This window comes from Streptomyces sp. NPDC093568 (genome assembly GCF_044764945.1).
Taxonomy (GTDB): domain Bacteria; phylum Actinomycetota; class Actinomycetes; order Streptomycetales; family Streptomycetaceae; genus Streptomyces.
On sequence record NZ_JBIWJD010000004.1, the window covers coordinates 181,379 to 207,808 of the forward strand.

Sequence of the window (26,430 nt, forward strand, 5' to 3'; positions counted from 1 at the left end):
CGGGCCCGGCCCGGGCCCTGTCTTTCGGATCGCCCCGGCGTCGTAGGAAAGGCTCGTCAGCCGTGCCGGCGCGTCACAGCAGCTCTGCCGTGAGGTACCCGACCAACTCCTCTCGCCTGGGGTTGAGATAGAAGTGGTTCCCCTCGAAGACCCGGACCTCCAGCCCCTTCTCCGTGACGTCCGCCCATGTCGCGAGGTCCTCCGCCGTGCACACGGGATCACGGTCGCCCCCGCAGGCCGTGACCGGAACCCCCAGCCGGCGCAGGTGAGCCGGGCGGTACGTCGACAGCAGGCCGAAGTCCGCCCGCAGGGCCGGCATGATCAGCGGCCGGAGCGCGGGATGGTCGTAGAGCGCGGCGCCCTCGGGATCCAGGGTGCGGACCCGGTCGAGGATCTCGGCGTCGGTCGGGGCCGACGTCGGCGCCAGCTCCTGCGGGAGCCGGGGCCGGGGCCGGCCCGACACGATCAGCCGGGTGAGGGCGGGGCCGGGGGCCTCCTCCAGCCGGCGGGCCACCTCGTACGCCACCGACGAGCCCATGCTGTGTCCGAACAGGGCCAGCGGCACGCCGTCGGTCAGCTCGTCCCGCAGGGCCCGCGTGATCGCGTCCGCCAGCTCGTCCATCACGGTCGCGCACGGTTCGGCCAACCGGTCCTGGCGGCCCGGGTACTGCACCGACAGGACCTCGATCCCGGGCGGCGTCAGCGTCGTCCACTCGTGGAAGGAACCCGCCGCTCCGCCCGCGTGCGGAAAGCACAGCAGGCGCACCCGCGCGCCGGGCGCGCTGACCCCCCGGAACCAGCGGCTGCGTATGTCGGAGACGGTCATGCCTCCGCCTCGAACTCGGCCAGGAGGGCGTCCAGCGCGCCGTCCGCCTCGCCGTTCTGCTTCATCTCCACGATGCGTGTCGTCGTGTCCTTCAGTGTGACCGGCTCCAGGAACAGCTGGATCGGCACGTCGATGCCCAACTCGTCACGGAGCCTTCCGGCCAGGTGCACGGCGGTCAGGGAGTCGCCGCCCGCCTCGAAGTACGTCTGCGCGAGTCCGGCGGCCCCGTCGAGGTCCAGCGCCTCGATCACCAGCTCGGCCACCCGCGCCTGAAGTTCGCTCTCCGGCGCGGGCGAGGGGGCTTCGGGCGTCTCCGGGACCGGCCCGCGCAGCCGCAGCGAGCCGTGGCTCTCCCCCGCGAACGGATACCCCGGCAGCCGCACCCGCCGTACCTCACCGTCGAGGGCCGGCCAGGTCACCGTCTCGCCCCTCAGCCATGCCTCGCCCAGGGGGTCGGTCGTCTCCTCCCGGCGGCCCCCGGCCAGCGCCGCGAGCTTCCGCGCGGCCTCCTGGGCGTCGGCGGCCACGACACAGGCGCGTACGGGCATCTGGACCCGGCCGGTCCGCAGGGTGTGCGCGACGTCGGGCAGCGCCGGGGCGTCCGCCGCGCGCAGCCGGGCCGCCAACCGGTCGGCCAGGAGGAAGAGCTGCGCCTCGGTGCGCGCGGACAGCGGCAGGACCGTCGGCCGGGAGTCCACGGCCGTGCGCGCGCTCCGCTCCGGCGCCTCCTGCACCACCACGTGCACGTTCGTGCCGCCGATGCCCACCGACGTCACCCCCGCGAGGCGGGGCAGGTCCGGCCTGCTCGGCCACGCGCGCGCCTCGGTCACCAGCCGCAGCGGCGAGTCCTCCAGGGCGGCGACCGGGCGCGTGACGTCCACCGTCGGCGCGAGCGTCGCGTGCTCCAGCATCAGGATCGTCTTGATCAGCGCCGCCGCCCCGGCCGCCGCGTCGGCGTGCCCGATGTTCGACTTCACCGAGCCGATGCCGATGCCGGCACCGCCCGCGAAGGCGGCGCCGGCCGCCTCCAGTTCGATCCGGTCGCCGAGTTCCGTCCCGGTCCCGTGCGCCTCCACGTACTGCGCCGCCGAGGGCTCCAGCCCCGCCGCCGCCCACGCCTCAGTGATGGCGGCCGTCTGCTGGTCGACCCCCGGAGCGGTGAAGCCGACCTTGCCGGCACCGTCGTTGGTGACCGCCGTGCCCCGGATCACCGCGCGCACCGGGTCGCCGTCGGCCAGCGCGTCCTCCAGCCGGCGCAGCACCAGCACGCCCACCCCGGCACCCGGCACCGTGCCCGCGGCCTTCTCGTCGAAGGGGCGGCAGCGGCCGTCCGGGGAGAAGATCCCGCCCTGGTAGTGGACGTACCCCTGCTTGCGCACGCTGCCGATGGCCACCCCGCCCGCCAGCGCCGTGTCGCACTCGCCGAGCAGCAGGGCCTGCACGGCGACATGGACGGCCGTCAGCGAGGTCGAGCAGGCCGTCTGGACCGTCATGCTCGGCCCGTCCAGGCCCAGCCGGTAGGAGACCCAGGGCGCCAGGAACTCGCGGTCGGTCAGGATCCGGACCTGAAGCGCGCCGATCGACGCGGCGAGCGCCGGGTCGGTGCCGGCGGCCAGCGCGTGTTCCGTCGGACTGCCGCCCACGTACACGCCGGTGCGGCCCGGGGCGTCGAGCGGGGCGTACCCCGCGTCCTCCAGGGCGGACCAGGCGGTCTCCAGCAGCACCCGGTGCTGCGGGTCGAGGGCCGCCGCCTCGGCGCGGCCGAAGCCGAAGAGCTCGGCCTCGAAGCGGTCCGCGTCGGCCAGATGCCCCTGGGCGGGGACGTACGCCGGGTTGCGCAGCTCCGCCGGGTCCGCGCCGTCGGCCAGCAGTTCCTTCTCGGTGAAGGCGGACACGGAGCAGACACCGTCGCGCAGATTGGCCCAGTACGCGTCGAGGTCGGGGGCGCCGGGGAAGCGTCCGCTCATCCCCACAACGGCCACCGCGGACTCCAGGTCGTGCGGTACGGCTGCCTCGGTCGTCATCGTGTCGTGCCCTTCCTCGAACGGAGTTTGTGCAGGGCCGCCCGGCGGTCACTGCCCCGCCGGGCCGCCTCCTCGTGGGATGCGGAGTGCTCGGCGGTGCGGTCGAGATGGGCCGCCACCGCCGCGACCGTCGGATGCCGGAACAGGTCGACCAGGGTGAGGCCTTCGTGCTCCGGGTGCTCCTGGAGCGCCGCGAGCACGGCCAGCAGCCGTACCGAATTGCCGCCCAGGTCGAAGAAGTTGTCGTGCACACCGACCCGGTCCAGGGTCAGCACCCGCTGCCAGACCTCGGCCACCCGCCGCTCGGCCCCGGTGCCGGGAGCGGCGTACGACTCGCCCAGCTCGGGCCGCGAGGAGGGCGGTTCGGGCAGCCGGGACCGATCGATCTTGCCGGAGCGGTTCAGGGGCAGTTCCGGCAGGCGTACGAAGGCGTCCGGGACCATGTAGCCGGGGAGCCGCTCGGCCAGGTGAGCGCGCAGGGCCGCGTCCGGCACGTCGGCGGTGGTGACCACGTACGCCACCAGCCGCTGCTCGGCGCCCTCCCCGCGCACGGCCGCCGCGGCCACCGTGACCTCGGGACGCCCCGCCAGCAGGGCCTCGATCTCGCCGAGTTCGATCCGGTAGCCGCGCAGCTTCACCTGTGAGTCGCCGCGGCCCAGGTAGTGCAGGACGCCGTGCGCGTCGATCCGGCACAGGTCGCCGGTGCGGTACATCCGGCTCCCCGGCGGGCCGTACGGATCGGCGACGAAACGCTCGGCCGTCATGCCGGGCCGGCCGAAATAGCCACGGGCCAGGGTGGCGCCGGCGACGTAGAGCTCACCGGTCACGCCGACCGGGGCCGGGCGCAGCCGGCCGTCCAGGACGTAGGCACGCGAGCCGGGGACCGCGTGGCCGATCACCACCGGCTCGCCCGGCCGCAGTTCGGCGGTGGTCGAGTAGACGGTGGCCTCGCTGGGGCCGTACGCGTTGACGATCCGGCGGCCTTCCTCGCCCAGCCGCTCGACCAGCTCGGCCGGGCAGGCCTCGCCGCCGACCGCGAGCGTGCGCAGCTCGGGCAGCGCGCCCGGGGCGCGGGGGAGCGTCATCGCGGCGGACGGCGGCAGGAAGACGTAGGTGATGCGGGAGTCCCGCAGCCGGGCCTGGAGCGCCTCGCCCAGCCGCTCGTCCTCCTGCGCGATGTGCAGCTCGGCGCCCGCGACCCAGGGGAAGAACAGGTCCGACACGGCCACGTCGAAGCCGAACGACACGAACTGAAGGACGCGGTCCGTCTCGGTCACCGGGAACACGGGGCGGACGTTCGTCGCGAGGTTGAGCAGTGCGCGGTGCTCCACCGCCACGCCCTTGGGGACGCCGGTGGAGCCCGAGGTGTACAGGACGTAGGCGAGGTCGTCGAGGGCGCACTCCACCGGGGTGAGCGCGGGCGGTGCCGGCTCCGTGTCCTCGTCCACCCGCAGTTCGGGTACGTCCGTTCCGGACCGGCCCGTCGTCCCCGCCGCCGTCAGCAGCAGCGACGTGCCCGAGTTGTCGACCATGTAGGCCAGGCGAACGGGCGGGTGCGCCGGGTCCAGCGGGACGTACGCGCCGCCGGCGCGCAGGACCGCGACGGCCGCGATGGCCATGTCGGCGCCGCGGGGGAGCAGGAGGCCGACGCGGTGTCCTCGGCGTACGCCGTGAGCTTGCAGCCGGGCCGCCAAGTGGTCAGCCTGTCGCAGGAGTTCGGCGTAGGTCAGGCGCAGGTCGCCGCAGACGAGGGCGGTGGCCTCCGGCCGGGTGACGGCTTGGTCCGCGACGAGGCGCGGGACCAGGCGCGCCTCGACGCGTTGGCGTGCGGCTGCGAGTTCGTGGTGGCCGGGCGCGCCCAGCAGGCGTTGCCTTTCCTCCACCGGCACCATGTCGATCGCCGACAGCGGGGCCTGCGGACGGTCCAGCAGCCCCTCAAGCAGGGTTTCGAAGCACCGCGTCCACCGCCGTACCGTCTCTCCCTCGAACAGCGCGCCGCGGTAGATGAGGTACCCGGCCAGGTCCTCGCCCCAGCGCTCCACCTGGAGGTGCAAGTCGAACTTCGCGGTGTCCAGGACCACAGGGACCCGCTCGACCTCCGCGCCGGCCAGACTCAGCGTCAGCTCGGTGTCGTCGTCGTAGCCGAAGACCACCTGGACGACCGGGTCGTGGCTGATCTCGCGGACCGGCGCGACGGCGTCGACCACCGCCTCGAACGGGGCGTCCTGGTACGGCTGGGAGGCCAGCAGCGCGGCACGCAGCCGGTCGATCAGGTCGTGGTAGGCCGGGTCGCCGGACAGATCGACGCGCAGCGCCAGGGTGTTGGTCAGCATGCCGACCATGTCCTGGAGCTCGGGGCGGTCCCGGCCGGAGACGGGGAAGCCGATCACCAGGTCCTCGGCACCGGACAGCCGGCTCACGAAGGCGGCGTACGCGGCGAACAGCGCCATGAACGGCGTACCGCCACGTGCCCGAGCCGTGGCGGCGATCCGCTCGCGCACCCCGGCCGGCAGGAGGAACCGCTCGGTGCCGCCCACCGCCGTACGCACCGCCCCGCGCGGCCGGTCCAGCGGCAGTGCGACCGTCTCCGGGGCGCCCCGCAGTTGCCGCGCCCAGTGGGCGACCGATCCCGCGTACTCGCCGGCCGCCTGCCGCTCGCGCTGCCAGGCGGCGAAGTCGGCGAACTGCAGGGGAAGTTCGGGGAGGCCGTGCGCCAGCCCCTTCGTCTCGTTCTCGTACGCCGCGGACAGCTCGCGCAGCAGCACGCCCAGGGACCAGCCGTCGCAGACCAGGTGGTGGGCGACCAGGAGAATGCGGTGACTGCCGTCCTCGAGGGCGTACACCGTGCAGCGCAGCAGCGGGCCCCGCGCCGGGTCGAAGGAGCGGGCCGCCTCGGTGCGCATCAGATCGGCGACCGCCTCCGGCGCGGCCCGCTCGACCGTGAGGGCCGCGCGCGCCTCGGCCGCCACGAGCTGCAGCGGTACGGCGTCGGCGCCGGTCCGGAAGACCGTGCGCAGCGACTCGTGCCGCTCCACCATGCCGTCCAGTGCCCGGCCGAACGCGGCCACGTCGAACGGCCCGTGCACGGCGTAGGCGGCGGGCACGTTGTACTGGGCGGTCCCCGGATTCATCCGGTCCAGGACCAGCAGCCGGCTCTGCGCGTCGGAGGCCGGGAACTCGTACTCCCCGACCTCGGAGTCTGTCTCAGCGTCCACCGGTTCGCTCCCCCTGTATGGCTTTCTCGACGGCCGCGGCGATGTCGCCGACGGGCCCCGGTGTGAGCACATCGCTGTGCCCGCAGTCCAGTTCGTGCACGTCCACCCCGGCCGAGCAGGCCCGCCACGCCGCGCTTTTCCGCGCTGTCGTCGCCTCCGAGGCGCGGGTGGCCGAGAAGAGGGTGACCCGGCCGTCGTACGGCGACGGCCGCCACGCGCGGGCCATCTCGATGTACCGCCCCATGGCGTCGGCGAGGGCGTCGATCCGCCGTTCGTCGAGGTCGGCGAGGAGGGCACTGTGGGCGTGCACGCGGGCGACGACCTCGGCCCGGTCCAGCGGGCCGGACCCGGCCGGGACCCCCGGGAGCGCGTTGCGCACCAGGTTGGCCAGCGCCTCCCGCTCCACCACGGCCGGATCCAGCGGCACCCGCGCCACCTCGGCCGGCTTCGGCATCGCGTCCAGCACGGCGACCAGCGCGACCTCCTCACCGGCCGCCCGCAGCCGCACCGCCAGCTCGTGCGCGAAGGGTCCGCCGAAGGAGCGGCCGAGCAGCAGATACGGCCCGTGCGGGCGCACCGCCCGGACGAGCGGCAGACAGCTTTCGGCCAGCTCGCCCAGCGTTGCGGGTAGTTGCCCGCCGTGCAGCACCGGTGTCTGCAGCGCGTACACCGGCCGCCCTGGGGCGAGGTGCGGCAGCAGCGCCGCGTACGCCCAGCCGAGCCCCAGTCCCGGGTGCAGACAGATCAGCGGCGGCAGGTCGCCCTCCCGGCGCAGCGCGAGCAGCGGGGCGTAGGCGTCCTCGCCGTCCCCGTCCCCGTCCGCCCGTCCTGCGGCGAGGCGGGCGGCGAGCGCGGCCGGGGTCGGTGCCTCGAACAGCGCGGCGGGCGAGACCCCGGTGCCGAGCTCCGCCTGGATCCGCGCGGTCAGCCGCAGCGCGAGCAGCGAGTGGCCGCCGTGCGCGAAGAAGTCGGCGTCGGGGCCCAGCGCCGTCACCCCGAGCACCTCGGCGAACAGCGCGCACAGCCGCTGCTCACGCCCCGGCCGGGCGATCCGGCCCTCGCCCGGGTGCCGGTGCTCCGGCCTGGGTTCCGGCAGGGCGGCCCGGTCGACCTTGCCGTGCGCGGTCAGCGGCACCGCGTCCAGACGGGCCCACGCCGACGGCATCAGATGCGCGGGCAGGGCGCGTGCCGCGTGCTCCCGTACGAGATCCAGGTCGCCGCCCACGACGTACGCGACGAGCCTCCTGCCGCCGTCGGGCCCCGGGCGCGCGGCGACCACGGCCCGCTCCACGCCCGGGCAGCCCGCCAGGACGGCCTCCACCTCGCCGGGCTCGATCCGGAAGCCGCGCACCTTGACCTGGTCGTCGGCGCGGCCCACGAACTCCAGCTCGCCGCCGGGCTGGCGGCGCACCAGGTCGCCCGTGCGGTACATGCGGGTGCCGGGCGGCCCGAAGGGGTCGGCGACGAAACGCTCGGCGGTCTGGCCGGGCCGCTTCAGATAGCCGTGCGCGAGCCCGGTGCCGGCGACGTACAGCTCGCCCACCACCCCGGCCGGCACCGGGCGCAGGAGGTGGTCGAGGACATGGGCGCCGGTGTGGTCGAGGGGGCGTCCGACCGGCACCGAGGCGCTGATCTCGCCGGTCACCTCGTGGGCCGTGGCGAACACCGTCGTCTCGGTGGGCCCGTAGCCGTTGACCACCCGCGTGCCGGGGCACCGCTCCCGCACCCGCCGGACCGCCTCCGGCGCCAGCACGTCCCCGCCCGCCCACACCTCGCGCACCCCGGCGAGCACCTCGGGCGCGATCTCCGCGACGGCGCGCAGGAGTTCGGCGGTGAGCCACACGGCCCCGACGCGCGCCTGCGGCAGCAGCCTCTTGAGCAGGTCGGGGGTGACGGGTCCGGGCGGCGCGACCACCACCGTGCCGCCGCTCAGCAGGGGCACCCAGGTCTCGTAGGTGGCGGCGTCGAAGGTGTGCGGGCTGTGCAGGAGGACGCGCTCGTGCGCGCCGCCCGCGAAACGGGAGTCGGCGGCGAGTTCCACCACGGCCCGGTGCGGGGTGACGATGCCCTTGGGCTCGCCCGTGGAGCCGGAGGTGTACATCACGTAGGCGGCGGACTCGGGGTGCACAGGCGTGGCCGGCGGCGGTGCGGAGTGGACGTCGGACAGTTCCAACAGACTGATGTGTGACGGCAGTTGTACGTCCCCGGCCGTCACGGCGACCCGTACCCCGGCGGCGTCCGCCAGCGCCGCCAGGCGTCCCGCCGGAGCCGCCGGGTCCAGCGGCAGACAGCACGCGCCCGCCTTCAGCACCGCCAGCTGGGCCACGACCGTGCCCGCGGACCGGGCCAGCGGCAGCGCCACCGTGTCGCCGGGCCGCACCCCCGCCTCCCGCAGCCGCGCCGCCAGCCCGTCGGACGCGGCGTCGAGACCGCCGTACGTCAGCACCTCGCCGTCCGACTCGACGGCCGGCGCGTCCGGCGTACGGGCCACCTGCTCGGCGAAGCGCCCGGGGATGCTCAGCTCCCCGGGCATGGGACGCGCCGGGCCCTCGGCCAGGGCGAGCAACCGGCGCCGCTCCTGGGGCGGAAGGACGTCGAGCCGGTCGGCCGGTGTGCCGTCGGCGGACGTCAGCGCCTCGAAGGCGTGCGCGAGGCGGGCGCCGACCGTGGCCGCCGACAGGCCCCGGCGGCAGCTCACCCGCAGCAGCATCCGCTCCCCGGCGACGACGGCGACCGTCACCGGGTAGTGCGTCGCGTCCCGCGTCCCGACCAGCTCGACGGCCGGGGCGGGGCCCTCGGCGCGCGGGAAGTTCTCGAAGGCCAGGACCGTGTCGAAGAGTTCGCCCACTCCGGCGGCCCGCTGCACCTCGGACAGCCGCACATGGTGGTACGGCGCCAGCCGTGACTGCTCCCGCTGGACGCGGGCCAGCAACGCGTCGACGGCCTCGCCGCGGCGCAGCCGGATCCGTACCGGCAGCGTGTTGATGAACAGCCCCACCATCCGCTCGACGCCGGGCAGATCGTGCGGCCGCCCGGAGACGACCGCACCGAAGACCAGGTCCTCGGCGCCGGTCGTCCGGGCCAGGACGAGCGCCCACGCGGTCTGCGCCACGGTGTTGACGGTGACACCGGCGTCGGCCGCCCGGCGCGTGATCGCCGCCGTCAGCCCGGCGGGCAGCTCGACGTCGACCGTGTCCGGCGGACCGTCGGGCCCGTCCAGGGGGATCGGCGCGGGGCGGGTCAGCCCGTCCAGCGCCTCCCGCCAGGCGGCCTCCGCCCGTCCCTGGTCCTGGCTCTTCAGCCAGACCAGGTACTGCTTGAAGGGCACGACCGGCGGCAGCGACTCGGCACTGCCCGCCGTCAGCGCCTCCAGGTCCCGCGCGAGCAGCGGCAGCGACCAGCCGTCCAGCAGAATGTGGTGCAGCGTCAGCACCAGCTCCGCGCCCCGGTCGTGCCGGACCAGCGTCGCCCGGACCAGCGGTGGACGGGCCAGGTCGAACCGGCGGCCCAGGTCCTCCGCCATCAGCCGCGCGAGCTCCGCCTCCGCCTCGTCCGGGGTGCGTCCGGTGAGGTCTCGCTCCGTCCACGGCAGCCGCACCGCACGCGGGATCACCTGCACCGGCCGGTCGACGTGCTCGTGCCGGAAGCACGCCCGCAGATTCGGATGCCGTTCCAGCAGCGCGCCCACCCCGGCCCGCAGCGCCTCGGCCGCCGTCTCAGGGCCGATCCGGAAGCGGGCCTGCACCAGATACGGATCCGGCCGGTCCGGATCGCGCAGGGCGTGGAAGAGCAGACCCTCCTGCGCGGGGGAGAGCGGCAGTACGTCCGCGATGCGGCCGCCCATCAGTCCTCCCCGTCCTCGTCCTCGTCGTCCGACCCGAAGTCCAAGTCGCCTTCCAGGAGCGCGAGTTGGTCCGAGGACAGGTCGACCAGCGGGAAGTCGGAGCCGGTGTGGCCGCCCGCGCCCTCCCGGCGGGCGTGCTCGACCAGCACCTCGACCGCCTCGCACCACAGCCGGGCCAGCTCCAGCACCTCGTCCTCACCGATCACCCCGCGTGCGTACGAGAACCCGGCGCTCAGCGACGGCCGCCCGCCGTCCCGCTCCTGGACCAGCGCGTCCACCTCCACCGCGTGCCCGAGCGGCAGCGCGTCGGCCGCCATGCCGAGCAGCTCGCCGTCGGCGGTGTCGCCCCCGGTGAACCGGCCCAGGTAGTTGAAGCGGAGGTCCGGCACGGGCAGCGCGGCCAGCTTCGGGGCCGTGTCCGGGTTGAGGTACCGCAGCAGCCCCCAGCCGAGGCCGCCCGACGGGACCGCCCGCAGCTGCTCCTTGACCCGCTTGAGCGCCTCACCGGCCGCGTCCCGCGCGGGCTCCCAGTAGTCGGGGCCGAGCGCGGCGCCCGCGTCCAGCCGGACCGGGTACTGGGTGGTGAACCAGCCCACCGTCCGGGAGACGTCGGCGGGCCGGGAGAGCGTCTCGCGGCCGTGCCCCTCCAGATGGGCCAGCAGACCGGTGCCGTCGCCTCGCCGCCGTACCGCCGCGGCGGCCAGAGCCGTCAGCAGCACGGCGTCCGGGCCGCAGTGGAAGACCTCCGTCACCTCGGACAGCGCCGCCTCGGTGACCTCGGGTGTCAGCTCGACGGTGAGCACGGCCCGCCGTGCCCCGGCTCCCCGCCCGCCCGCGATCCGCGCGTCGGGGCCGCTCAGCGTCCGCTCCCACCAGGGGTACTCGGCGTCGGCCGCCTCCGGCCGCACCGCCTCCCGCGCCAGCAGCCGCGCCCAGCGCGCGAAGGACGTGCCCGGCGCCTGCGGCAGCCGCTCCCCGGCCAGCCCGGCCGCCAGCTCGGGACCCAGCAGCCGCCAGGACACACCGTCCACCGCGAGATGGTGCACGGTCAGCAACAGCAGCCCCGGCCGCCCGGAGCCCGGGTCCAGCCAGGTGGCCCGCAGCATCTCCCCCTTGCCGGGGTCGAGCCGCACCGAGGCCGCCAGCTCCTCTGCCCGCTCCCGAGGGTCCGCGCCCACCGGCACCTCCACCCGGTCGACCACCACCCCGGCGACGGCCTCGGGCACCTCCAACTCCCCGTCCACCAGCCGCATCCGCAGCACCCCGTGCCGCTCGACCAGCCCGCGCACGGCCGCACCGACCCGCTCCGGGCCGACGCCCAACGGCACCGGGAACAGCATCGACTGCGTGAACGCCGCCGCGTCCCCCGCCTGTTCGCGCCACCAGTGCATGACCGGCGTGAGCGGAAAACGCCCCGTGCCGGCGTCCGGGCCCGCGTCCTCGCCGAGGTCGGTGGCTTCCCGCGCGGTCAGCGCGAGCGCGGCCGGCGTCCGGGCCGTGAAGACGTCACGCGGCGTGATGCCGAGACCCGCCCCGGACGCCCGTCCGGCCAGCTGGATGGCCATGATGCTGTCGCCGCCCAGCCGGAAGAAGTCGTCGTCGGCGCCGACCCGTTCGACACCGAGCACCTCCTCGAACAGAGCGCACAGGGTGACCTCGCGGCCCCCTTCGGGCGCCCGCCCTCCCACAACGGGCCCGCTGCCGGGCGCGGGCAGCGCCGCCCGGTCCAGCTTGCCGTTCGGCGCCAGCGGCAGCTCGTCCAGCACCACCACGTCGGCCGGCACCATGGCGGCGGGCAACCGCCCGGCGGCGTACGCCAACAGCGCGTCCGGAGAAAGGGATCCGGCGGGGGAGCCGACGACGTACGCGACGAGCCTCGGCCTGCCCGGCCGGTCCTCCCGTACGACGACCACCGCCTGTCGCACCGAGGGATGCCCGGTCAGGACAGCCGCGATCTCGCCGGGCTCGATCCGAAGACCCCGGATCTTCACCTGGTCGTCGCTGCGCCCCAGGTACTCCAACTGCCCGTCGGCACGGCGGCGGGCCAGGTCCCCCGTGCGGTACATGCGCTCACCGGGTCCCCCGTACGGATCGGCGACGAACCGCTCTGCGGTCGCCCCCGGCCGGCCCAGATAGCCGTACGCCAGTCCCGGCCCGGCCAGATACAGCTCGCCGCACACCCCCGGGGGCACCGGCCGCAGCCGCTCGTCGAGGACGTACGCGCGCGTGCCCGGGAGCGGGGCGCCGATCGGCGGGGCCGAGCCGTCGCCGGTCAGCGGGGTGGAGACGGTCGCCCCGACGGTGTACTCGGTGGGCCCGTAGGCGTTGTGGAACCGGCGTCCACCGACGGCCCAGCGGGCCACCAGGTCGGGCGGGCACGCCTCGGCGCCCACCGCCAGCGACCGCAGCTCGGGGTACTCCCCGGCGGGGACGGTCGCCAGCACCGAAGGCGGCACGAGGGCGCAGCTGATCCGTCGCTCGGTCAGCACGTCGGCGAGCTCCCGCCCGGTGAGCGGACCGGCCGGCGGCACGACCAGCGTCCCGCCCGAGCCGAACGCCATGCACATCTCACCCACGGAGATGTCAAAGGCGGGCGAGCCGAGCTGCAGCACCCGGCTGTCCGGGGTCAGCGCGAGCGCGTCGACGAGGCCTTGCGCGAGGGCGGCAAGACCGGTGTGCGGGACGACGACGCCTTTGGGGCGGCCTGTGGAGCCGGAGGTGTGGATGACGTAGGCCGGGGTTGCCGGGTCCACTTCGGCCGGGGGCGCGGACGACGCCCCCAAGGGGCGCGGGGAACTGCGCGACCAGCCACGACGGCGCGGCACACGACCATCGACATCCCGCGCCGCATCCAGCGAAGCGCCAAGCACCAACGTCGGCACACCCGTATCGACCAGCACCCCCCGCTCACCCACGACCACCAGCACCGGCCTCGCGTCCTCCAGCGCCAGCCGGATCCGCTCGGCCGGATAATCCGGATCCACCGGCACATGCGCGGCACCGCTCCGCTGCACCGCCAACAGCCCAACCGTCATCGCCGCACCCCGCCCCAGCGCGAGCGCCACGACCTCACCGGGCCCCGCGCCGTGCTCGGCGAACACCGCGGCCAACCGATCGACCCGGTCGGCGAGTTCGGCGTAGGTCAGCGTCAGCGCCGTCGCCTCGAGCGCCGACGCGTCGGGGGTGCGGGAGGCCTGCCGGGCCACCAGGTCGGGCAGGGCCAGCGGCTCGGGGGCGGGTCCGCCGGAGCTGAGCTCCGCGAGCCGGCGCGCGTCGGCCTCGGGCACCAGGCCCACCTCGGCGAGCGGCGTCCGCGGGTCGGCGGTGAAGCGGCGCAGCAGCTCCAGATAGGCGTCCGTCCAGTGGCGCACGGTGTCGGCGCCGAACAGGGCCGTACGGATCTCGAAACTGCCGTCCATCGTGCCGTCGTCGGCGTCCCGGACGATGCCCACGAGGTCGTGCTCACCGCCGGTGTGGATCCGCTCCGGCTCGCTGAACTCCCGCAGCGCGGCCACGCTGCGCTGCTGCGTGAGGTGCATGAACACCCACTGGAACAGCGGGGAGCGCCCGGCGCTGCGGTCGGGCGCGACCGCCGACACGATCCGGCCGACCGGCACGTCGGCGTTGGCCATCAGCTGGGGGAAGTCGGCCGCGAACCGGGCCAGTACGTCGGCGAAGGAGTCCTCCGGCCGGATCCGCCAGCGGGTCGGGACGGCGTTCATGACGTACCCGATGACCCGCTCCAGGCCCTTGGCGGTCCGGTTGGCCGTCGGGGTGCCCAGCACCAGGTCGTCGGCGCCGGTGAGGCGGTGCGCCAGCACCGCGAAGGCGGCCATCAGGACGACGTACACCGAGGCGCCGCGCTCGCGGGCCAGGGCCCGTACGGCGGTGGCGGTCGGGGCGTCGACCTTGAACGGGAGCTGCGCGATGCCCTCCGCGAGGCCGGTACCGCTGCCCGGCACGCTGAGCGCCCCCGGCGGCTCGGCGAGGTAGCGGCTCCAGAAGGCGAGCCGCGCCTCGAAGACGCCGGCCTCCTCCAGCTCGCTCTGCCAGGACGCGAAGTCGGCGTACTGGATGCGCGGCCGGGTGAGCTCCGGAGCCGTACCGGCGCGCAGCGCGCGGTGGGCCTCGGCGAACTCGGTCTGCAGCACGTCGAAGGACCACCAGTCGGCGATGACGTGGTGCAGGCTCAGCATCAGCGTGGTCCGCCGCTCGTCGACCGTCACGAACCGGGCCCGCATCAGCGGTTCCCCGGCCAGGTCGAAGGGGCGGCGCCGGAAGGTCTCGAACGCCTCCGCGATGGTGGTGCCGGTGCCGCGCAGGTCCTCCCGCTCCAAGGCGAAGCGCTCCTCGGGCGGGAAGGTGACGCTCAGCGCACCCGCCTCGCCCCCGATGCGGGCCCGCAGGATGTCGTGGTGGGCCCGGACCAGGGTCAGCGCCCGCTCCAGCAGTTCGGGCTCGACCGGGTCGTCGAAGTGGTACGCACAGCACAGGTTCAGGGCCGGAGTGCCGGGATACAGCGACTCGTACACCCACAGGTCCTGCTGCGCGGGGCTGAGCGGTACCGGCCGGTCCCCGTCGCGCGGCGGGACGACCGCCGGGACCAGCCCCGCCTGCCCGGACTCCACGAGCCGCCGCATGAGCCGGATCCGCTGCTCACCGCTGAGCGCGCTGAACCGGTCCGCCATCGATGCGCCCGAAGCGGCGGTCATGCCACGTCCTCCCACAGTTCCGCCAGCCGGTGCAGCCCGGCCAGCACCTCGTCCCGGCCGAGGCCGAAGTCCACGAAGCAGGCGACCTCGTCACAGCCCAGCTCGCGCAGATCGGCGAGCATCTTCCGGCAGGTCTCGGCGGAGCCGAGCAGACTGCCCCAGGTCAGATAGCGGTGGAAGGCGAACTCGGCGAGCAGCGCGGTCTGTTCCTCGGTGAGGTCCGCCGTGGCCTTGTCGGCCGTCCGGTTGGCCGTGGTCTGCCGGACGTACGACCGCAGGTACCGCTTCAGCGGCGGGGCGGTCAGCCGCCGCGCCTCCTCGTCGTCCGCGCCGACGAAGGTGTGCGCCATCAGCGTGACCCGGCCGTGCGCGTCGGTGCCGCCCTGGTCGGGGGCTGCGGCGCAGGCGGCCCGGTACCGGCCGATCTTCTCGGCCAGTTCCTCCCGGCTCTGCCCGACGGTCGCCCCGAGCACCCCGGTGCGCAGACTTCCGGCCGTCTCCCAGGTCGCCGGGTTGCCCGAGCTGGTCAGCCACAGCGGCAGGGTGTCCTGCACGGGCCGGGGCTGCGGCAGGACGGCGACCAAGTCGCCGGTGCCGTCGGTGAACTCGGCCGGCTCGCCCGCCCACAGCCGGCGCAGCAGCGGGATGTCCCGCAGGGTCCGCGCACGGCGGTCCTCGTAGTGGCCGGGGGCGAGCACGAAGTCGGTGGAGTGCCAGCCGGTCGCGGCCGACAGCCCGATCCGTCCGTGCGACAGGTTGTCGACGACCGCCCAGTCCTCCGCGATCCGCAGCGGATGGTGCAGGGGCAGGATCACGCTGCCGGCCCGGATGTTGATCCGCTCGGTCGCCACCGCGAGCGCCGCGCTGAGCACCGGCGGACTCGGGAACACCTGCCCCACCTGCTGGAAGTGCCGCTCGGGAGTCCAGATCGCGTGGAAGCCGAGCCGGTCGGCGGTGCGGGCGACGGTGAGGATGTCGTCGTAGGCCTCGCTGTGCTTCGGCGGGCCCCCGGCCGGGCCGCCGGCGGGTGTGTCGGCGCCGAAGAACATCACGCTCAGGTCCATGGCACCTCCTTCTGGCTGGTGTCGGTACGGCTGTCACGGCCGGGCTGCCGGGGTACGCGCGGCCGGCGCGGAATGGGAGGGGGAGCGGCCAGCGCCTCGGCCGGCGCCCGCTCCAGCTCGGCGGCGAGGGCGGCGACGGTGGGGGAGGTGAACAGCTGGGCGGCGGTCACCGTGCGCCCGGCGCCGGTGAGGCGGGCCGCGACCCGCACCGCGCGCAGGGAGTTGCCGCCGAGCCGGAAGAAGTCGTCATGCGGGCCGATGCCCGTCACGCCGAGGACGTCGGACCAGACGGCGGTGATCTCCCGGTGCAGGGCGGAGTCCGCCGGCCCGGCCCCGCTGCGGCCCGGGGTGAGGACCGCGTCCCGGGCGGCGTCCGCACGCCGGGGCGGCCCGGTCAGCGGCAGCCGGGACAGCCGTACGTCCGGTTCGGCGGCCGCCGCGCACAGCGCCTCGACGACCGCGTCCGCCAGCCACCGCACGAACTCCGGCTCCAGACACGACGTCCGGTACTCGAAGACCAGCGTCATGCCCTCCGGCGCGCCCGCCGGCCCGTGGTCGTCCGTCACGTCCACCAGCAGCTCGAACCGCGCGGCGCCCGTACGCAGCGGCTCCACACCGGCCTCGGCGCCGGGCAGGTCCACCTGCGCGCGGGCGTTGTTCTGCAACGCCAGCACCACCTCGGTGAACGGCTGCCGCCCCGGCGGCCGTACCGGGTTCAGCGCGTCCACGACCTCCTCGAACGGCACGTCCTGGTGCGCGAAGGCGTTCAGCGCCGCCTCCCTGACCCGGGCGAGCAACTGCCGTGCGGTGGGGTCGCCGGAGGCGTCGGTGCGCAGCACCAGCATGTTGACGAAGAACCCGACGACGTCGTCGACCGTGCCGTCGTGCCCCCGTCCGGCGATCGGCGAGCCGACCGCGAGATCCTGGCCGGCGCCCGCGTGGACGAGGGCCGTGGCCAAGGCGGCGTGCAGGGCCATGAAGAGCGTCGCGCCCTCGGCCCGCGCCCCCTCGACGATCCGCGCGTGCGCCGCCGCGTCCAGCCGTCGTACGACGGTGGCGGCATCCCGGCCCGGTACGGCGGGCCGCCCCGGACGACGGGGGAGCAGCGGGCCGCCGGTCGGCAGACCGGCCAACACCTCGCGCCAGTGCAAGAGTTGACGTGCCGCGAGGGATTCCGGGGCGTCCGCCGAGCCGAGCCGCTCCCGCTGCCGGCGCGCGAAGTCGGCGTACGGGACGGGCAGCGGATCGAGGGCCGGGGCGGCACCGGCGGCCCGGGCGGCGTAGGCGCGCGAGAGGTCCCGGAACAGCGGGGGCAGCGACCAGCCGTCCCCCGCGATGTGGTGCAGCACGAGCAGGAGAGCGTGCTCGCCGGGCCGGTCCCGAACCGTGAACAGCACGGCGTGCAAGGGAAGTTCGACGGCCAGGTCGAAGGGGTGCCGGGCCGCCTCGGAGACGGCCTTGCCCAGGTCACTCGACTCGACGTCGACCCGGCTCAGCCGCGGCAGCGCCTCGGCCCCCGCCAGCACCCGCTGCCGGGGCTCGCCGTCCCGCTCCTCGATGACGGTACGCAGCACCGCCTGCCGGGCGGCCACGTCCCCGAGGGCCGCCCGGAGCGCCTCGGCGTCGATCCCGCCGCGCAGCCGCACCAGCACCGGCAGGTTGTAGGCGGCGCCGGCCTCGACCCGGTCCAGGTACCACAGCCGCCGCTGGGCGTGGGAGAGCGGCAGCGCGTCCCCGGTCCGGAGCGCCGCGGGCACACCGGCCGGCTCGTCCTGCTCGGCCTTCTCCACATGCGGCACCAGCGCGGCCGGAGTCCGGCACTCGAACAGCGCCCGTACGCCGACCCGCGCGCCCAGCGTCAACTGGATCCGGCCCAGCAGCCGGGCCACCATCAGCGAGTTCCCGCCGAGGGCGAAGAAGTCGTCCTCGGGCCCGACCGACGCCACGCCCAGCACCTCGGAGAACAGCCCGCACAGCGCCTCCTCGACCGCGCCGGACGGCCGCCGCGCCGACTCCGAGGCGAGCGAGCCGGTGACCGGGCCGGGCTCCGGCAGAGCGGCGCGGTCCAGCTTGCCGTTGGCGGTCAGGGGCAGGGCGTCCAGCGGCACGAAGGCCGCCGGGACCAGGTAGTCGGCGAGCACGCGAGCGGCGTACTCCCGTAACTCCCGTTCGGCCAACTGCCTTTGAAGACCCTCGCGCGGGACGACGTACGCGACGAGCCGCAGGTCACCCGTCGCGTCGGGACGCGCGACCACCGCGGCCCGGACGACGTCCGGATGCCGGGCCAGGACGGTCTCCACCTCGCCGGGCTCCACCCGGAACCCGCGGATCTTCACCTGGGAGTCGGCCCGCCCCAGATACTCCAGCACCCCGTCCGCCCGCCGCCGCACCAGATCCCCGGTGCGGTACATCCGCCCACCGACGGGGCCGTACGGGTCGGCCACGAAACGCTCGGCGGTCAGCTCCGGCCGGCCGCAGTAGCAGAGCGCGACCCCTGCCCCGGCGGCGTACAGCTCACCCGTCCCGCCGTCCGCGACGGGCCGCAGCCGCGCGTCCAGCACCCGCAGCCGCTTGCCGGCCAGCGGGCGGCCGATCGGCACCGGCCGGCCGTCGCGTACCTCCTCGGCGGTGACCGGGTGGACGGTGAGGAAGACCATGCCCTCGACCGGGCCGTAGCCGTTGCTCAGCCGCAGACCGGGGTGGCGCTCCAGTGCGCGGGCCGCGTGCGCGGGCGACAACGGCTCGCCGCCGACGATCAGTTCGCGTACCCCTGCGAGGGCTCGCGGGTACTCGTCGACGATCACGTGGAAGAGGGAGGCGGAGAGATAGAGGGAGGTGACGGCGTGCCGGTCGACCAGACCGGCGATCACCACCGGATCGGGCCGCTGCCCCGGGTGCAGCACGCACAGCCCGCCGTTCAGCAGCGGCCCCCACAGCTCCATCGCGAACGCGTCCCAGGACACCGGGGAGCACTGCAGCCACACCGCGCCGGTCCCGAAGGAGGCGAAGTCCTGCCCGGTCAGCGTCCCGGTGATCGCGGCATGCGAGGCGACGATGCCCTTCGGACGGCCGGTGGAGCCGGAGGTGAACATCACGCAGGCGGGATGGTGCGGCCCGACCTCGACCTCACCGCGCGCCAGGGGACGCTCCTGCCCGGCGTCCTCCAGAGCCAGCACCTCGACGTCGTCCGCCGGTACGCGGCTGCCCCGCCGGGACACGACCATCGCGACCTTCGCGTCGGCCGCCATCCCGCGCAGCCGCTCCGCCGGAAAGTCGGGGTCGAGCATCACATAGCCGGCGCCGGCCTTGAGCGTGCCCAGCAGGGCCACCGCCATCTCGGCGGAACGCTCCAGATACACGCCCACCAGCGCTCCCGGCCGCACCCCGCGGCGCCGGAGCGACGCGGCCACCCGGGCCGCGCGGGCGTCGAGTTCGCCGTAGCTCAGCCGTTCGTCGCCGGACACCAGCGCGGTCGCTGCCGGTGTCCGCCGAGCCTGTTCCTCGAAGAGTTCATGTACACCGTGCAACGCCCCCGTTGCCGTGTTCTCAGGCATCTGCGGCCGTGCGGGCGGGACATATCTCCGTCCAGTGGTCCTCGACGTAGGCAAGGCACTCGGCACGACTGCTCGCGGTCAGCGCCACGTCCCACCCGTCCGGCACGGTGATCCCGTCGGGCCACAGCGAGAACTGGCCCTCGGCGTTGGCGAGGACGAGATAGGTCCCGTGCTCGTCCTCGAACGGATTGGTGGTCATGGTCAGCCCTCCACGAGTTCTTTGTTCTCGGGGTTGTCGGGTTTGCCGTGGTTCTCCGGGGTCTCGGGATCGCCGGGGCGCCCGGAGTCGGGGACGAGGTCGGAATCGGCTTCGGATTCGGTGCCGGATCCGCTCTCGTCAACGTTTTCGTCAACGGTGTCGGGGGTCGCGTCGGGCAGGAGCGAGTCGATGTCCCGGACCGTGCGCCGGGACATGCACAGCACCGCGACGGTGATGCCGCACAGGCCCGCGATGAGCAGCATGGCGGCCATGCCGCTGCCCGGCCCGTCGCCCACGAGCGGCCCGAGCACGACGAAGATCCCGGTGCCGGCCGCGGCCCGCGGCTCGAAGACATGGTCGGCGAGCGGCCCGGACACCGCGGTGGCCAGCGGCACGGAGATCTGCGACAGGAACATCACCGCGCCGAAGACCCGCCCGTGCCACTCCTGGGGCACCTTGGTCTGCACGATCGCCTGCATCACGCCGTTGATCATCGGCATCAGCGCCGCGCCCACGAGGATGGCCGCGCACCAGCCGACCACCCCGCCCGCGAGCGCCATCGCCACCTGGGCGGACAGACACATCCCGATGATCCCGAGCAGCATCCCCCGGGCCCGGTTCCGCGGCCCGCTCCAGGCCGCCATCAGCAGGCCGCCCGCGACCCCGCCGATCCCGATCGCGGTGTTGACGCTCGCCAGCGCCGCGGTCTCGCCGCCGGACCGGGCCAGCACCATGGGCTGTACGGCGGCGAAGCCGAAGACCATGACCAGGTTGACGAGACAGAAGGCGAGCATGAGATCGCGCAGGCTCGGATAGCGGAAGAGGAACCGCATCCCTTCGGCGGCCTCGGTGAGCAGCCTCGTGCGCGGACCGCCGGCCGCGGGCTTCCCCGGACCGGTGTCCCCCGGCATCCGTACGACCCGGATCGCGGCCAGCGCGAGGGCGAAGCTCACCAGGTCGGCGACGATGATGAAGCCGAGCCCGGAGAACGCCACCAGCAGGCCGCCGAGCGCCGGACCGCCGACGTCCGCCGTGCTCTTGGCGCTCGCCAACAGGCTGTTGGCCCGCTGAAGTTGGCTTTTGTCCACCAGCAGCGGCACGGCGGCGCCCAGCGCCGGGAACTGGAAGGCCGCGGCACAGCCGAGCAGCATGACCGCGCCGTAGACCTCCCAGGTGCTCAGCCCGCCGGTGAAGTGCAGCACGCCGAGCAGGGCCACGATCAGCAGCCCGCCGCCGTCCGCGAGTTGCAGCGCCGTACGCCGCCTGAGGCGGTCGACCAGGGCGCCGGCGAGCGGGCTCAGCAGCACCTGGGGGAGCAGCGCGCACAGCGACAGCGTGGTCAGCGCGGTGGCCCGGCCGGTGGCCGACCAGGTCTCGAACACGAAGGCGAACCGTAGGACGGAGTTGCCGACCAGGGAGACCGCCTGCCCGCTCCAGACGAGCATGAAGGGACCCATGCCGGTGAACCGGCCTTCCCTGCCCCCGTCGTGCGCGGTGTCGTCCTGCGAGCGCGCCGCATCGGCCACGTGCGTACCCCCGTCGAATGTGGCTTCCGATCGAGAACCCTAGTTCGAAGCGGCATGTCGTATACACGGAACCGGGACACGTGACTGTCACCTCGTAGACACCTACGAACAAATGCCGTCACACGGCGAGTGGCGTGAATCGCTGCCCCGGGGAGACGTGTCGCAGGCGCCTCGCAATCCCCGCCCGGGTGTTCCTTTCCGTGTGGTTGACCGTCGGGCTGGCCCGATCAACTGCCCCCTCCCTAGGATGTGTTGTCGGCGAGGTGATCTCCTCGGCCGTCCTGCCCCTGGGGGAAGCCATGGAGCCTGGAAAGCAGCTGTCCACGTCGATCGACGCCTCGGTCCCCACGGCCGCGCGCATGTACGACCACTACCTCGGAGGCAAGGACAACTACGCCTCGGACCGGGCCGCCTGCGAGGAGCTGGACAAGGTCGTCCCGAGCACCCGGGCCCTCGCGCTGAACAACCGGCGCTTCCTCCAGCGGGTCGTCGGCACCCTGGCCGGCGAATACGGAATCCGCCAGTTCCTCGACCACGGCTCCGGTCTGCCGACCCAGAACAACGTCCACCAGGTCGCGCAGCGCGTCGACCCGTCCTCGCGCGTGGTGTACGTCGACAACGACCCGATGGTCCTGGTCCACGGCCGCGCCCTGCTGGACCAGAACAACAACACCGCCGTCATCCACGCCGACATGCGCGAGACCGACGACATCTTCTCCCACCCCGACACCAAGCGCCTGATCGACTTCTCGCAGCCGGTGGCCGTGCTGTTCAACTCGGTCTTCCACTGCATCCCGGACAGCGAGACCGACGGCCCGCTCGCCGTGGCCCGCCGGGTGCGCGAGCGCCTCGCGCCGGGCAGCTTCATGGTGATGTGCCAGCTGGTCAGCGAGGACCCAGAGGTCCGCAAGTTCGTCACCGACTTCATGGACCAGGTGACGCAGGGACACTGGGGCCGGGTGCGTCAGGAGAAGGACGTCGCCGAGTACTTCGAGGGTCTGGAGATCCTCGAACCCGGCCTGGTGGACGTGTCCACCTGGCGCCCCGACACCGAGGTGGCGCCGCGGCAGCTCACGCAGGAGTGGATCGAGTTCGGCGGCGTGGGCCGGCTGCCGTAGCAGGCGGCGTGGGCCGGCTGCCATAGCGGTACCTCATGACGTTTCTCTACGACTCCGGGGAGTACCGCTCCATCGTCTCGCGCAGCCGCTGCACGGACTCGCGCGGGTTGAGCGCCTCGTCGCCCAGGCGGTCCAGGGCGAGCCGGTACTCCTCGGTCTCGTCGCGGTCCTCGAGGAAGGCCGCGCTCTTGATGTGCTCCAGATAGACGATGTCGGACAGATCGACTCCGCCGAACCGGAGATAGGTGATCGGCATCGCGGGCGCCGAGGCGTTCGTCGCGTCCAGGGGCACGATCTGCACGGTCACGTGGGGCCGCTGGGCCATCTCGACGAGGTGCTCCAGCTGCGCCCGCATCACCTCACGGCTGCCCAGGACACGCAGCAGCACCGACTCGTCGACGATCGCCCACAGCTGCGGGGCGTCAGGGCGGTGCAGCAGCTCGCGCCGACGCATGCGCAGCTCCACACGCCGCTGCACCTCACGGGCCGGCGCGTTCGGCAGTCCGCGCCGCACCACGGCACGGGTGTAGTCCTCGGTCTGCAACAGGCCCGGGACGTACTGGAGTTCAAAGGTACGGATGGCCGTGGCGGCCTCCTGCAGCCCGACCAGCCGGTCGAACCACTCCGGCATCAGGCGCTTGTCATAGCGCTGCCACCATCCCGGCTCTCCGGCCCGCCGCAGCAACTGCAACAGCACCGACGCCTCGTACTCGTCGGCACGGTACTGGTCCAGCAGAGCCCGTACGTCCGCCTCCGTGGGCGGCCGACGGCCCTTGCCCGCCTCGATGCGCGACAGCTTCGCCGGACTGAATCCCACGGACCGCGCGGCCTGGTCCTGGGACAGACCGAGGTCCTCGCGGATACCGGCCAACTGGACGCCGACCAGCATCTTCAGCAGGGTCGGCGCGGGCTCGGTCCGGTCCAGATAGGGTTCGAGGCGGGAGATGCGAGGTGACTCGGCGGACATCCTGACTCCCAGTAGACCGGCATACGACAGACCGCATTATCGCATCCCGCCGCCTCCTGCCGCCGCAACCGCGGGAAGTGGAGGGCTCAACTTCCGCTTGCCGAAAGCGTTTAGCCCTCCTGGCCCGTCAGTCCTGGCCGCCCTCGAAGGCCCCGCTGAAGCCGTGGCGGCCATTGAGGCCCGTGGAGCCCCGGCCGCCAGGAGGGCCCGTGGAGCCCCGGCCGCCATTGAGGCCCCCGCTGGAGCGCAGGCGCAAGATCACACGAGGTGGTCGAACTCCCCGTCCTTCGCGCCCGCCAGGAAGGCGGCGATCTCCGCCGGGGTGTAGACGAGGGCGGGTCCGTCGGGGTGGCGGGAGTTGCGCATCGCGACGCTGCCGTCGCTCAGGGCGGCCACCTCGACGCAGTTGCCCTCGGCATTGCTGTGCCGGCTCTTGATCCAGCGGACGCCCAACGAGCTGGCCCGCATGCCGTTCGATGCTGTTGGCACTGCACTCTCCTTGCTCACGTTCCGCCACGCGTACGCCCCGCAGCCCCAGCGGGCTCGGACCGCACCACGTGCTCTGCGTCGACATCGTGCGCGCAATTTCCCGTGAAATTGCACGGAGACGCCTTCGGCGTGGATAATAGCCCTTGGCGTCAAGTGCAGCGCGGACGCCCCGTCCTGACCGTGTATCAGGGAGACGTTGTGTCCTTACCTGCGTACGAAGGGCTCCGACTGCCCACTGGCGCTGCGTCACCCGCGGTGTCGACGGCGACGCCGGAAGCGCACTGCGGCACCCCGGGCACGCGCCACCTCACCAGGCCGGAGCCCCCGCGCACCTCGCCCCGCTCCGTCGCCCTGCGCCTCGCCGGCGCCGAGCAGAGCTGCGCCCCGGCCCGCGACTTCGTCCGTCGCACCCTGGACGGCTGGGAGCTGGACCACTGCGGCCCCGACGCCCTCATGGTGGTCACGGAGCTGCTCGCCAACGCCGTACTGCACGCCGTACCGGACCCGACGTCCCTCCCGGCGCGGCCGCGCTCCCTCGCCGAGCCCGAGATCTGGCTCAGGCTCAGCATCCGCCGCCCCGCCCACCTGGTCTGCGCGGTCACCGACCCGAGCGACCACCCGCCCGTGTATCCGCACACCAGCGACCCGTTCGACGAGCACGGCCGCGGACTGCGCATCATCGACGCCCTGTCCGAACACTGGGGCTGGAACCGCCTGCATCCCATGGGCAAGACCGTCTGGGCGATGCTGCCGACGAGCGGGCAGGCCTGACCCGTCCGGCCGCGGAGGGCGCCGCCGCGGGCGTTGAGGCTGCATCCGCAAATGTGCCGTAGCGCGCGAAGATTTGGGCAAGTGCCCGAATAGACCGCGATATGACCGCGCTATGACGGTGATATGAGGGCGATATGGCCGCCCTGGGGGCGCCGAATTCGGGATGTCTGGGCGACGGTGTAACGCGGTCGCGTCCCCCGGACGCAGAACTGGACAGAAGTGGGTCACCACGCAAGAGCCGAATCCGAATCCCGGCATCGCGTGTTGCCCCGTCAGCCCAGCAACGCGTCAGATCGGATTTCCCGTGAACACCGACCCGGTTTCCGGATACCAGCCCTACGACCAGCACGCAGGCCAGGACAGAGCCCCGCGCAACCAGGACACCGCCCGGAGAGCGGCCCTGACCATCTGCACGATCGCCGACGTGGCGGCCGGTCTGCTCGGCCTGTGGATCGTGCTGTACCTGCTCGAAGCGAACCAGGCGAACGCCTTCGTGGAGTTCGTACGCGGTTCGGCGGACTGGCTGTCCGGATGGGCACAGGACATTTTCACGATGGACACGGAAGGCCTACGGGTCATCCTCAACTACGGCCTCCCGGCGGCCCTCTATTTGCTCCTCGGGCACGGAATTGCCGCCCGTCTGAACAGGTCTTGAGGGCATTGTCCAGCGAAGGGACGGCACAATGACACGAACACCCACCGAAAACGATCACCTGCCGATTTATGAAGACCTGGTGCGCGAACGCGGAGACGTCGTGGCGGAGGCGCAGATAGCAGCCGCACACACGCAGCACCAGGCGGCGGAGCTCCTGAGCGAGGGAGAAGTACCGCACTGGAACCGGCAGCAGGGCCCGGGGCAGGGCCAGCGGGAGGGGCGGGGCCAGGGCCATCCGGGCAGCCTCGGATTCGGATAACCGACAACAACCGTGGCTGTGACTACGGCTAGGGCTAGGGCTAGGGCTATGGCTCAGTTGAACCTGGGCGAATGAGCCGGTCGGCGCGAAGATCGTGATCGTGCATGCAGACGACCGCCGATTCACCAGGAGCACCGTGACGCCGCCCTTACAGCAGCCCCCGAACCAGCGCCGGCCCGTCCCCCTCTCCCGCCGCGGCTTCGCCCGCGCAGCGGCCCTCGCCCTCACGGCGGGAGCCGGCGCCGGGCTCACGCCCCCGGCACTGGCGTCGGCCGCTACAAGGGCGGAGGCCCAGGAGTACTACACCCGTGCCCGCACTCTGGCTGGGGACGACCCGGTACTGCTCACGCTCGTGAAGGCCCTGACTCCCGGCGCGGTCGTACCCCGCCCCCCGGCACCGGAGCCGCTGCGGATCTTCGACAACGTAGCCATGCTGAGCGTGGGTTGGGTCTCCGCGATGGCCGTACTGACCGACGAGGGCATCGCACTGATCGACGCGCTCACGTCCCCCGAGGAGGCGGAGAGCACCATCGTCGGCGGCCTGCGCACCCTGGGAGCCGACCCGCGGAAGATCAAGTACGTGATCGTCACCCACGGCCACGACGACCACTTCGGCGGCGCCCAGTACCTGGCCGACCGCTACGGAGCGAGGGTCCTCATGACCCCGACCGACTGGAACCTGGCGACCGCCGCCACCTCACCCCACGCCCCCACGAGGGACCTGGACATCACCGACGGCCAACGCCTGAGGCTCGGCGACACGACGATCAGCCTGCACCACACCCCGGGTCACACCCCGGGAACGGTCTCCCCGATCTTCCCCGTCCACACGGGCCACACCCACCACAAGGCCATGCTCTGGGGCGGCACGAACCCCCCAACCACCCCCACCGCCCTCCGCACCTACCTCACCTCCATCAAGACGTTCCGCACCCGCATGCACAAGACAGCGGTAGACGTGGAACTCTCCAACCACCCCAACGACTACGGCCTCCAACGAGCCGAGCAGCTACGCGACAACCCACACGACCCGAACCCCTTCATCCTCGGCACCCACCGCACCCAGCGCTATATGAGGGTGATGACCCTGATGCTCCGAGGCAGACTGGCGGAGTCGGAGGAGAGGAGCGAAAGGAGACGGAAGTGACGCAAAACCTGGGCCCACTGCAGCTGACCGCCAACGGGTGGTTGATTGGCGACCCATCCG

General features: G+C 73.6%; 16 protein-coding genes. 5 read left to right on the forward strand and 11 right to left on the reverse strand.

Translation table 11 applies throughout. The annotated features are described in order from the left end of the window. Positions 1-73: 73 nt before the first annotated feature. From ACIRD7_RS18310 to ACIRD7_RS18350, 9 genes are read right to left on the reverse strand one after another with little or no spacing between them, the layout of a single operon-like run. Complete coding sequence (locus ACIRD7_RS18310) at positions 74-826, reverse strand: thioesterase II family protein (RefSeq protein ID WP_403454189.1); 753 nt, start codon at positions 824-826, stop codon at positions 74-76. Then, positions 823-2,850: a beta-ketoacyl synthase N-terminal-like domain-containing protein gene (locus ACIRD7_RS18315; protein WP_403454192.1), complete on the reverse strand. Its 2,028-nt coding sequence runs from the start codon at positions 2,848-2,850 to the stop codon at positions 823-825. The genes ACIRD7_RS18310 and ACIRD7_RS18315 overlap by 4 nt, the downstream gene beginning before the upstream one ends. Continuing rightward, positions 2,847-6,065, reverse strand: a complete 3,219-nt coding sequence (locus ACIRD7_RS18320) for an amino acid adenylation domain-containing protein (protein ID WP_403454194.1) — start codon at positions 6,063-6,065, stop codon at positions 2,847-2,849. Before ACIRD7_RS18320 ends, ACIRD7_RS18315 begins: the two co-directional genes overlap by 4 nt. Next, complete coding sequence (locus ACIRD7_RS18325; protein WP_403454197.1) at positions 6,055-9,909, reverse strand: amino acid adenylation domain-containing protein; 3,855 nt, start codon at positions 9,907-9,909, stop codon at positions 6,055-6,057. Before ACIRD7_RS18325 ends, ACIRD7_RS18320 begins: the two co-directional genes overlap by 11 nt. Then, positions 9,909-14,621, reverse strand: a complete 4,713-nt coding sequence (locus ACIRD7_RS18330) for an amino acid adenylation domain-containing protein (RefSeq protein ID WP_403454200.1) — start codon at positions 14,619-14,621, stop codon at positions 9,909-9,911. Before ACIRD7_RS18330 ends, ACIRD7_RS18325 begins: the two co-directional genes overlap by 1 nt. Further along, a complete protein-coding gene (locus ACIRD7_RS18335) occupies positions 14,618-15,685 on the reverse strand; it encodes a MupA/Atu3671 family FMN-dependent luciferase-like monooxygenase (protein ID WP_403454203.1) in 1,068 nt (355 codons plus the stop codon). Before ACIRD7_RS18335 ends, ACIRD7_RS18330 begins: the two co-directional genes overlap by 4 nt. After that, positions 15,676-19,239 carry an amino acid adenylation domain-containing protein gene (locus tag ACIRD7_RS18340; RefSeq protein WP_403454206.1) on the reverse strand — a complete coding sequence of 1,188 codons (3,564 nt, stop codon included), beginning with the start codon at positions 19,237-19,239 and terminating at the stop codon, positions 15,676-15,678. The genes ACIRD7_RS18335 and ACIRD7_RS18340 overlap by 10 nt, the downstream gene beginning before the upstream one ends. Continuing rightward, positions 19,232-19,438: an MbtH family protein gene (locus ACIRD7_RS18345; RefSeq protein WP_403454209.1), complete on the reverse strand. Its 207-nt coding sequence runs from the start codon at positions 19,436-19,438 to the stop codon at positions 19,232-19,234. Before ACIRD7_RS18345 ends, ACIRD7_RS18340 begins: the two co-directional genes overlap by 8 nt. Positions 19,439-19,440: 2 nt before the next feature. Next, the gene (locus tag ACIRD7_RS18350; protein ID WP_403454212.1) at positions 19,441-20,964 is read right to left on the reverse strand and encodes an MFS transporter; all 1,524 of its coding nucleotides are present in this window, start codon (positions 20,962-20,964) and stop codon (positions 19,441-19,443) included. Positions 20,965-21,263: 299 nt separating this feature from the next. On the opposite strand from ACIRD7_RS18350, the gene ACIRD7_RS18355 reads away from it, so the two are divergent. Then, the gene (locus ACIRD7_RS18355; RefSeq protein ID WP_403454215.1) at positions 21,264-22,082 is read left to right on the forward strand and encodes an SAM-dependent methyltransferase; all 819 of its coding nucleotides are present in this window, start codon (positions 21,264-21,266) and stop codon (positions 22,080-22,082) included. Between the two features lie 46 nt (positions 22,083-22,128). On the opposite strand, the gene ACIRD7_RS18360 is transcribed toward ACIRD7_RS18355, so the two are convergent. Then, positions 22,129-23,049 (reverse strand): helix-turn-helix domain-containing protein, encoded by a 921-nt coding sequence (locus tag ACIRD7_RS18360; protein ID WP_403454218.1) that lies wholly within the window; start codon positions 23,047-23,049, stop codon positions 22,129-22,131. Positions 23,050-23,307: 258 nt separating this feature from the next. Next, on the reverse strand, positions 23,308-23,517 hold the full coding sequence (locus ACIRD7_RS18365; protein WP_403455080.1) for a DUF397 domain-containing protein: 210 nt from the start codon (positions 23,515-23,517) through the stop codon (positions 23,308-23,310). 276 nt (positions 23,518-23,793) lie between these two features. Between ACIRD7_RS18365 and ACIRD7_RS18370 the strand changes: the two genes are divergently transcribed. The 4 genes from ACIRD7_RS18370 to ACIRD7_RS18385 all read left to right on the forward strand — a co-directional run bounded on the left by ACIRD7_RS18370 (position 23,794) and on the right by ACIRD7_RS18385 (position 26,370). Then, a complete protein-coding gene (locus ACIRD7_RS18370) occupies positions 23,794-24,309 on the forward strand; it encodes an ATP-binding protein (protein WP_403454220.1) in 516 nt (171 codons plus the stop codon). 304 nt (positions 24,310-24,613) lie between these two features. Then, positions 24,614-24,964 (forward strand): hypothetical protein, encoded by a 351-nt coding sequence (locus tag ACIRD7_RS18375; RefSeq protein WP_403454223.1) that lies wholly within the window; start codon positions 24,614-24,616, stop codon positions 24,962-24,964. A 79-nt stretch (positions 24,965-25,043) separates the two neighbouring features. Further along, positions 25,044-25,223 carry a hypothetical protein gene (locus tag ACIRD7_RS18380; protein WP_403454226.1) on the forward strand — a complete coding sequence of 60 codons (180 nt, stop codon included), beginning with the start codon at positions 25,044-25,046 and terminating at the stop codon, positions 25,221-25,223. A gap of 136 nt (positions 25,224-25,359) precedes the next feature. Continuing rightward, a complete protein-coding gene (locus tag ACIRD7_RS18385; protein ID WP_403454227.1) occupies positions 25,360-26,370 on the forward strand; it encodes an MBL fold metallo-hydrolase in 1,011 nt (336 codons plus the stop codon). Positions 26,371-26,430 lie beyond the last annotated feature (60 nt).

What these genes read in the sequence shown, in the direction of transcription:
- ACIRD7_RS18310 (WP_403454189.1), bottom strand. Translation starts at nt 826, where the DNA reads ATGACCGTCTCCGACATACGCAGCCGCTGGTTCCGGGGGGTCAGCGCG.
- ACIRD7_RS18315 (WP_403454192.1), bottom strand. Translation starts at nt 2,850, where the DNA reads ATGACGACCGAGGCAGCCGTACCGCACGACCTGGAGTCCGCGGTGGCC.
- ACIRD7_RS18325 (WP_403454197.1), bottom strand. Translation starts at nt 9,909, where the DNA reads ATGGGCGGCCGCATCGCGGACGTACTGCCGCTCTCCCCCGCGCAGGAG.
- ACIRD7_RS18330 (WP_403454200.1), bottom strand. Translation starts at nt 14,621, where the DNA reads ATGACCGCCGCTTCGGGCGCATCGATGGCGGACCGGTTCAGCGCGCTC.
- ACIRD7_RS18335 (WP_403454203.1), bottom strand. Translation starts at nt 15,685, where the DNA reads ATGGACCTGAGCGTGATGTTCTTCGGCGCCGACACACCCGCCGGCGGC.
- ACIRD7_RS18340 (WP_403454206.1), bottom strand. Translation starts at nt 19,239, where the DNA reads ATGCCTGAGAACACGGCAACGGGGGCGTTGCACGGTGTACATGAACTC.
- ACIRD7_RS18345 (WP_403454209.1), bottom strand. Translation starts at nt 19,438, where the DNA reads ATGACCACCAATCCGTTCGAGGACGAGCACGGGACCTATCTCGTCCTC.
- ACIRD7_RS18355 (WP_403454215.1), top strand. Translation starts at nt 21,264, where the DNA reads ATGGAGCCTGGAAAGCAGCTGTCCACGTCGATCGACGCCTCGGTCCCC.
- ACIRD7_RS18360 (WP_403454218.1), bottom strand. Translation starts at nt 23,049, where the DNA reads ATGTCCGCCGAGTCACCTCGCATCTCCCGCCTCGAACCCTATCTGGAC.
- ACIRD7_RS18365 (WP_403455080.1), bottom strand. Translation starts at nt 23,517, where the DNA reads ATGCGGGCCAGCTCGTTGGGCGTCCGCTGGATCAAGAGCCGGCACAGC.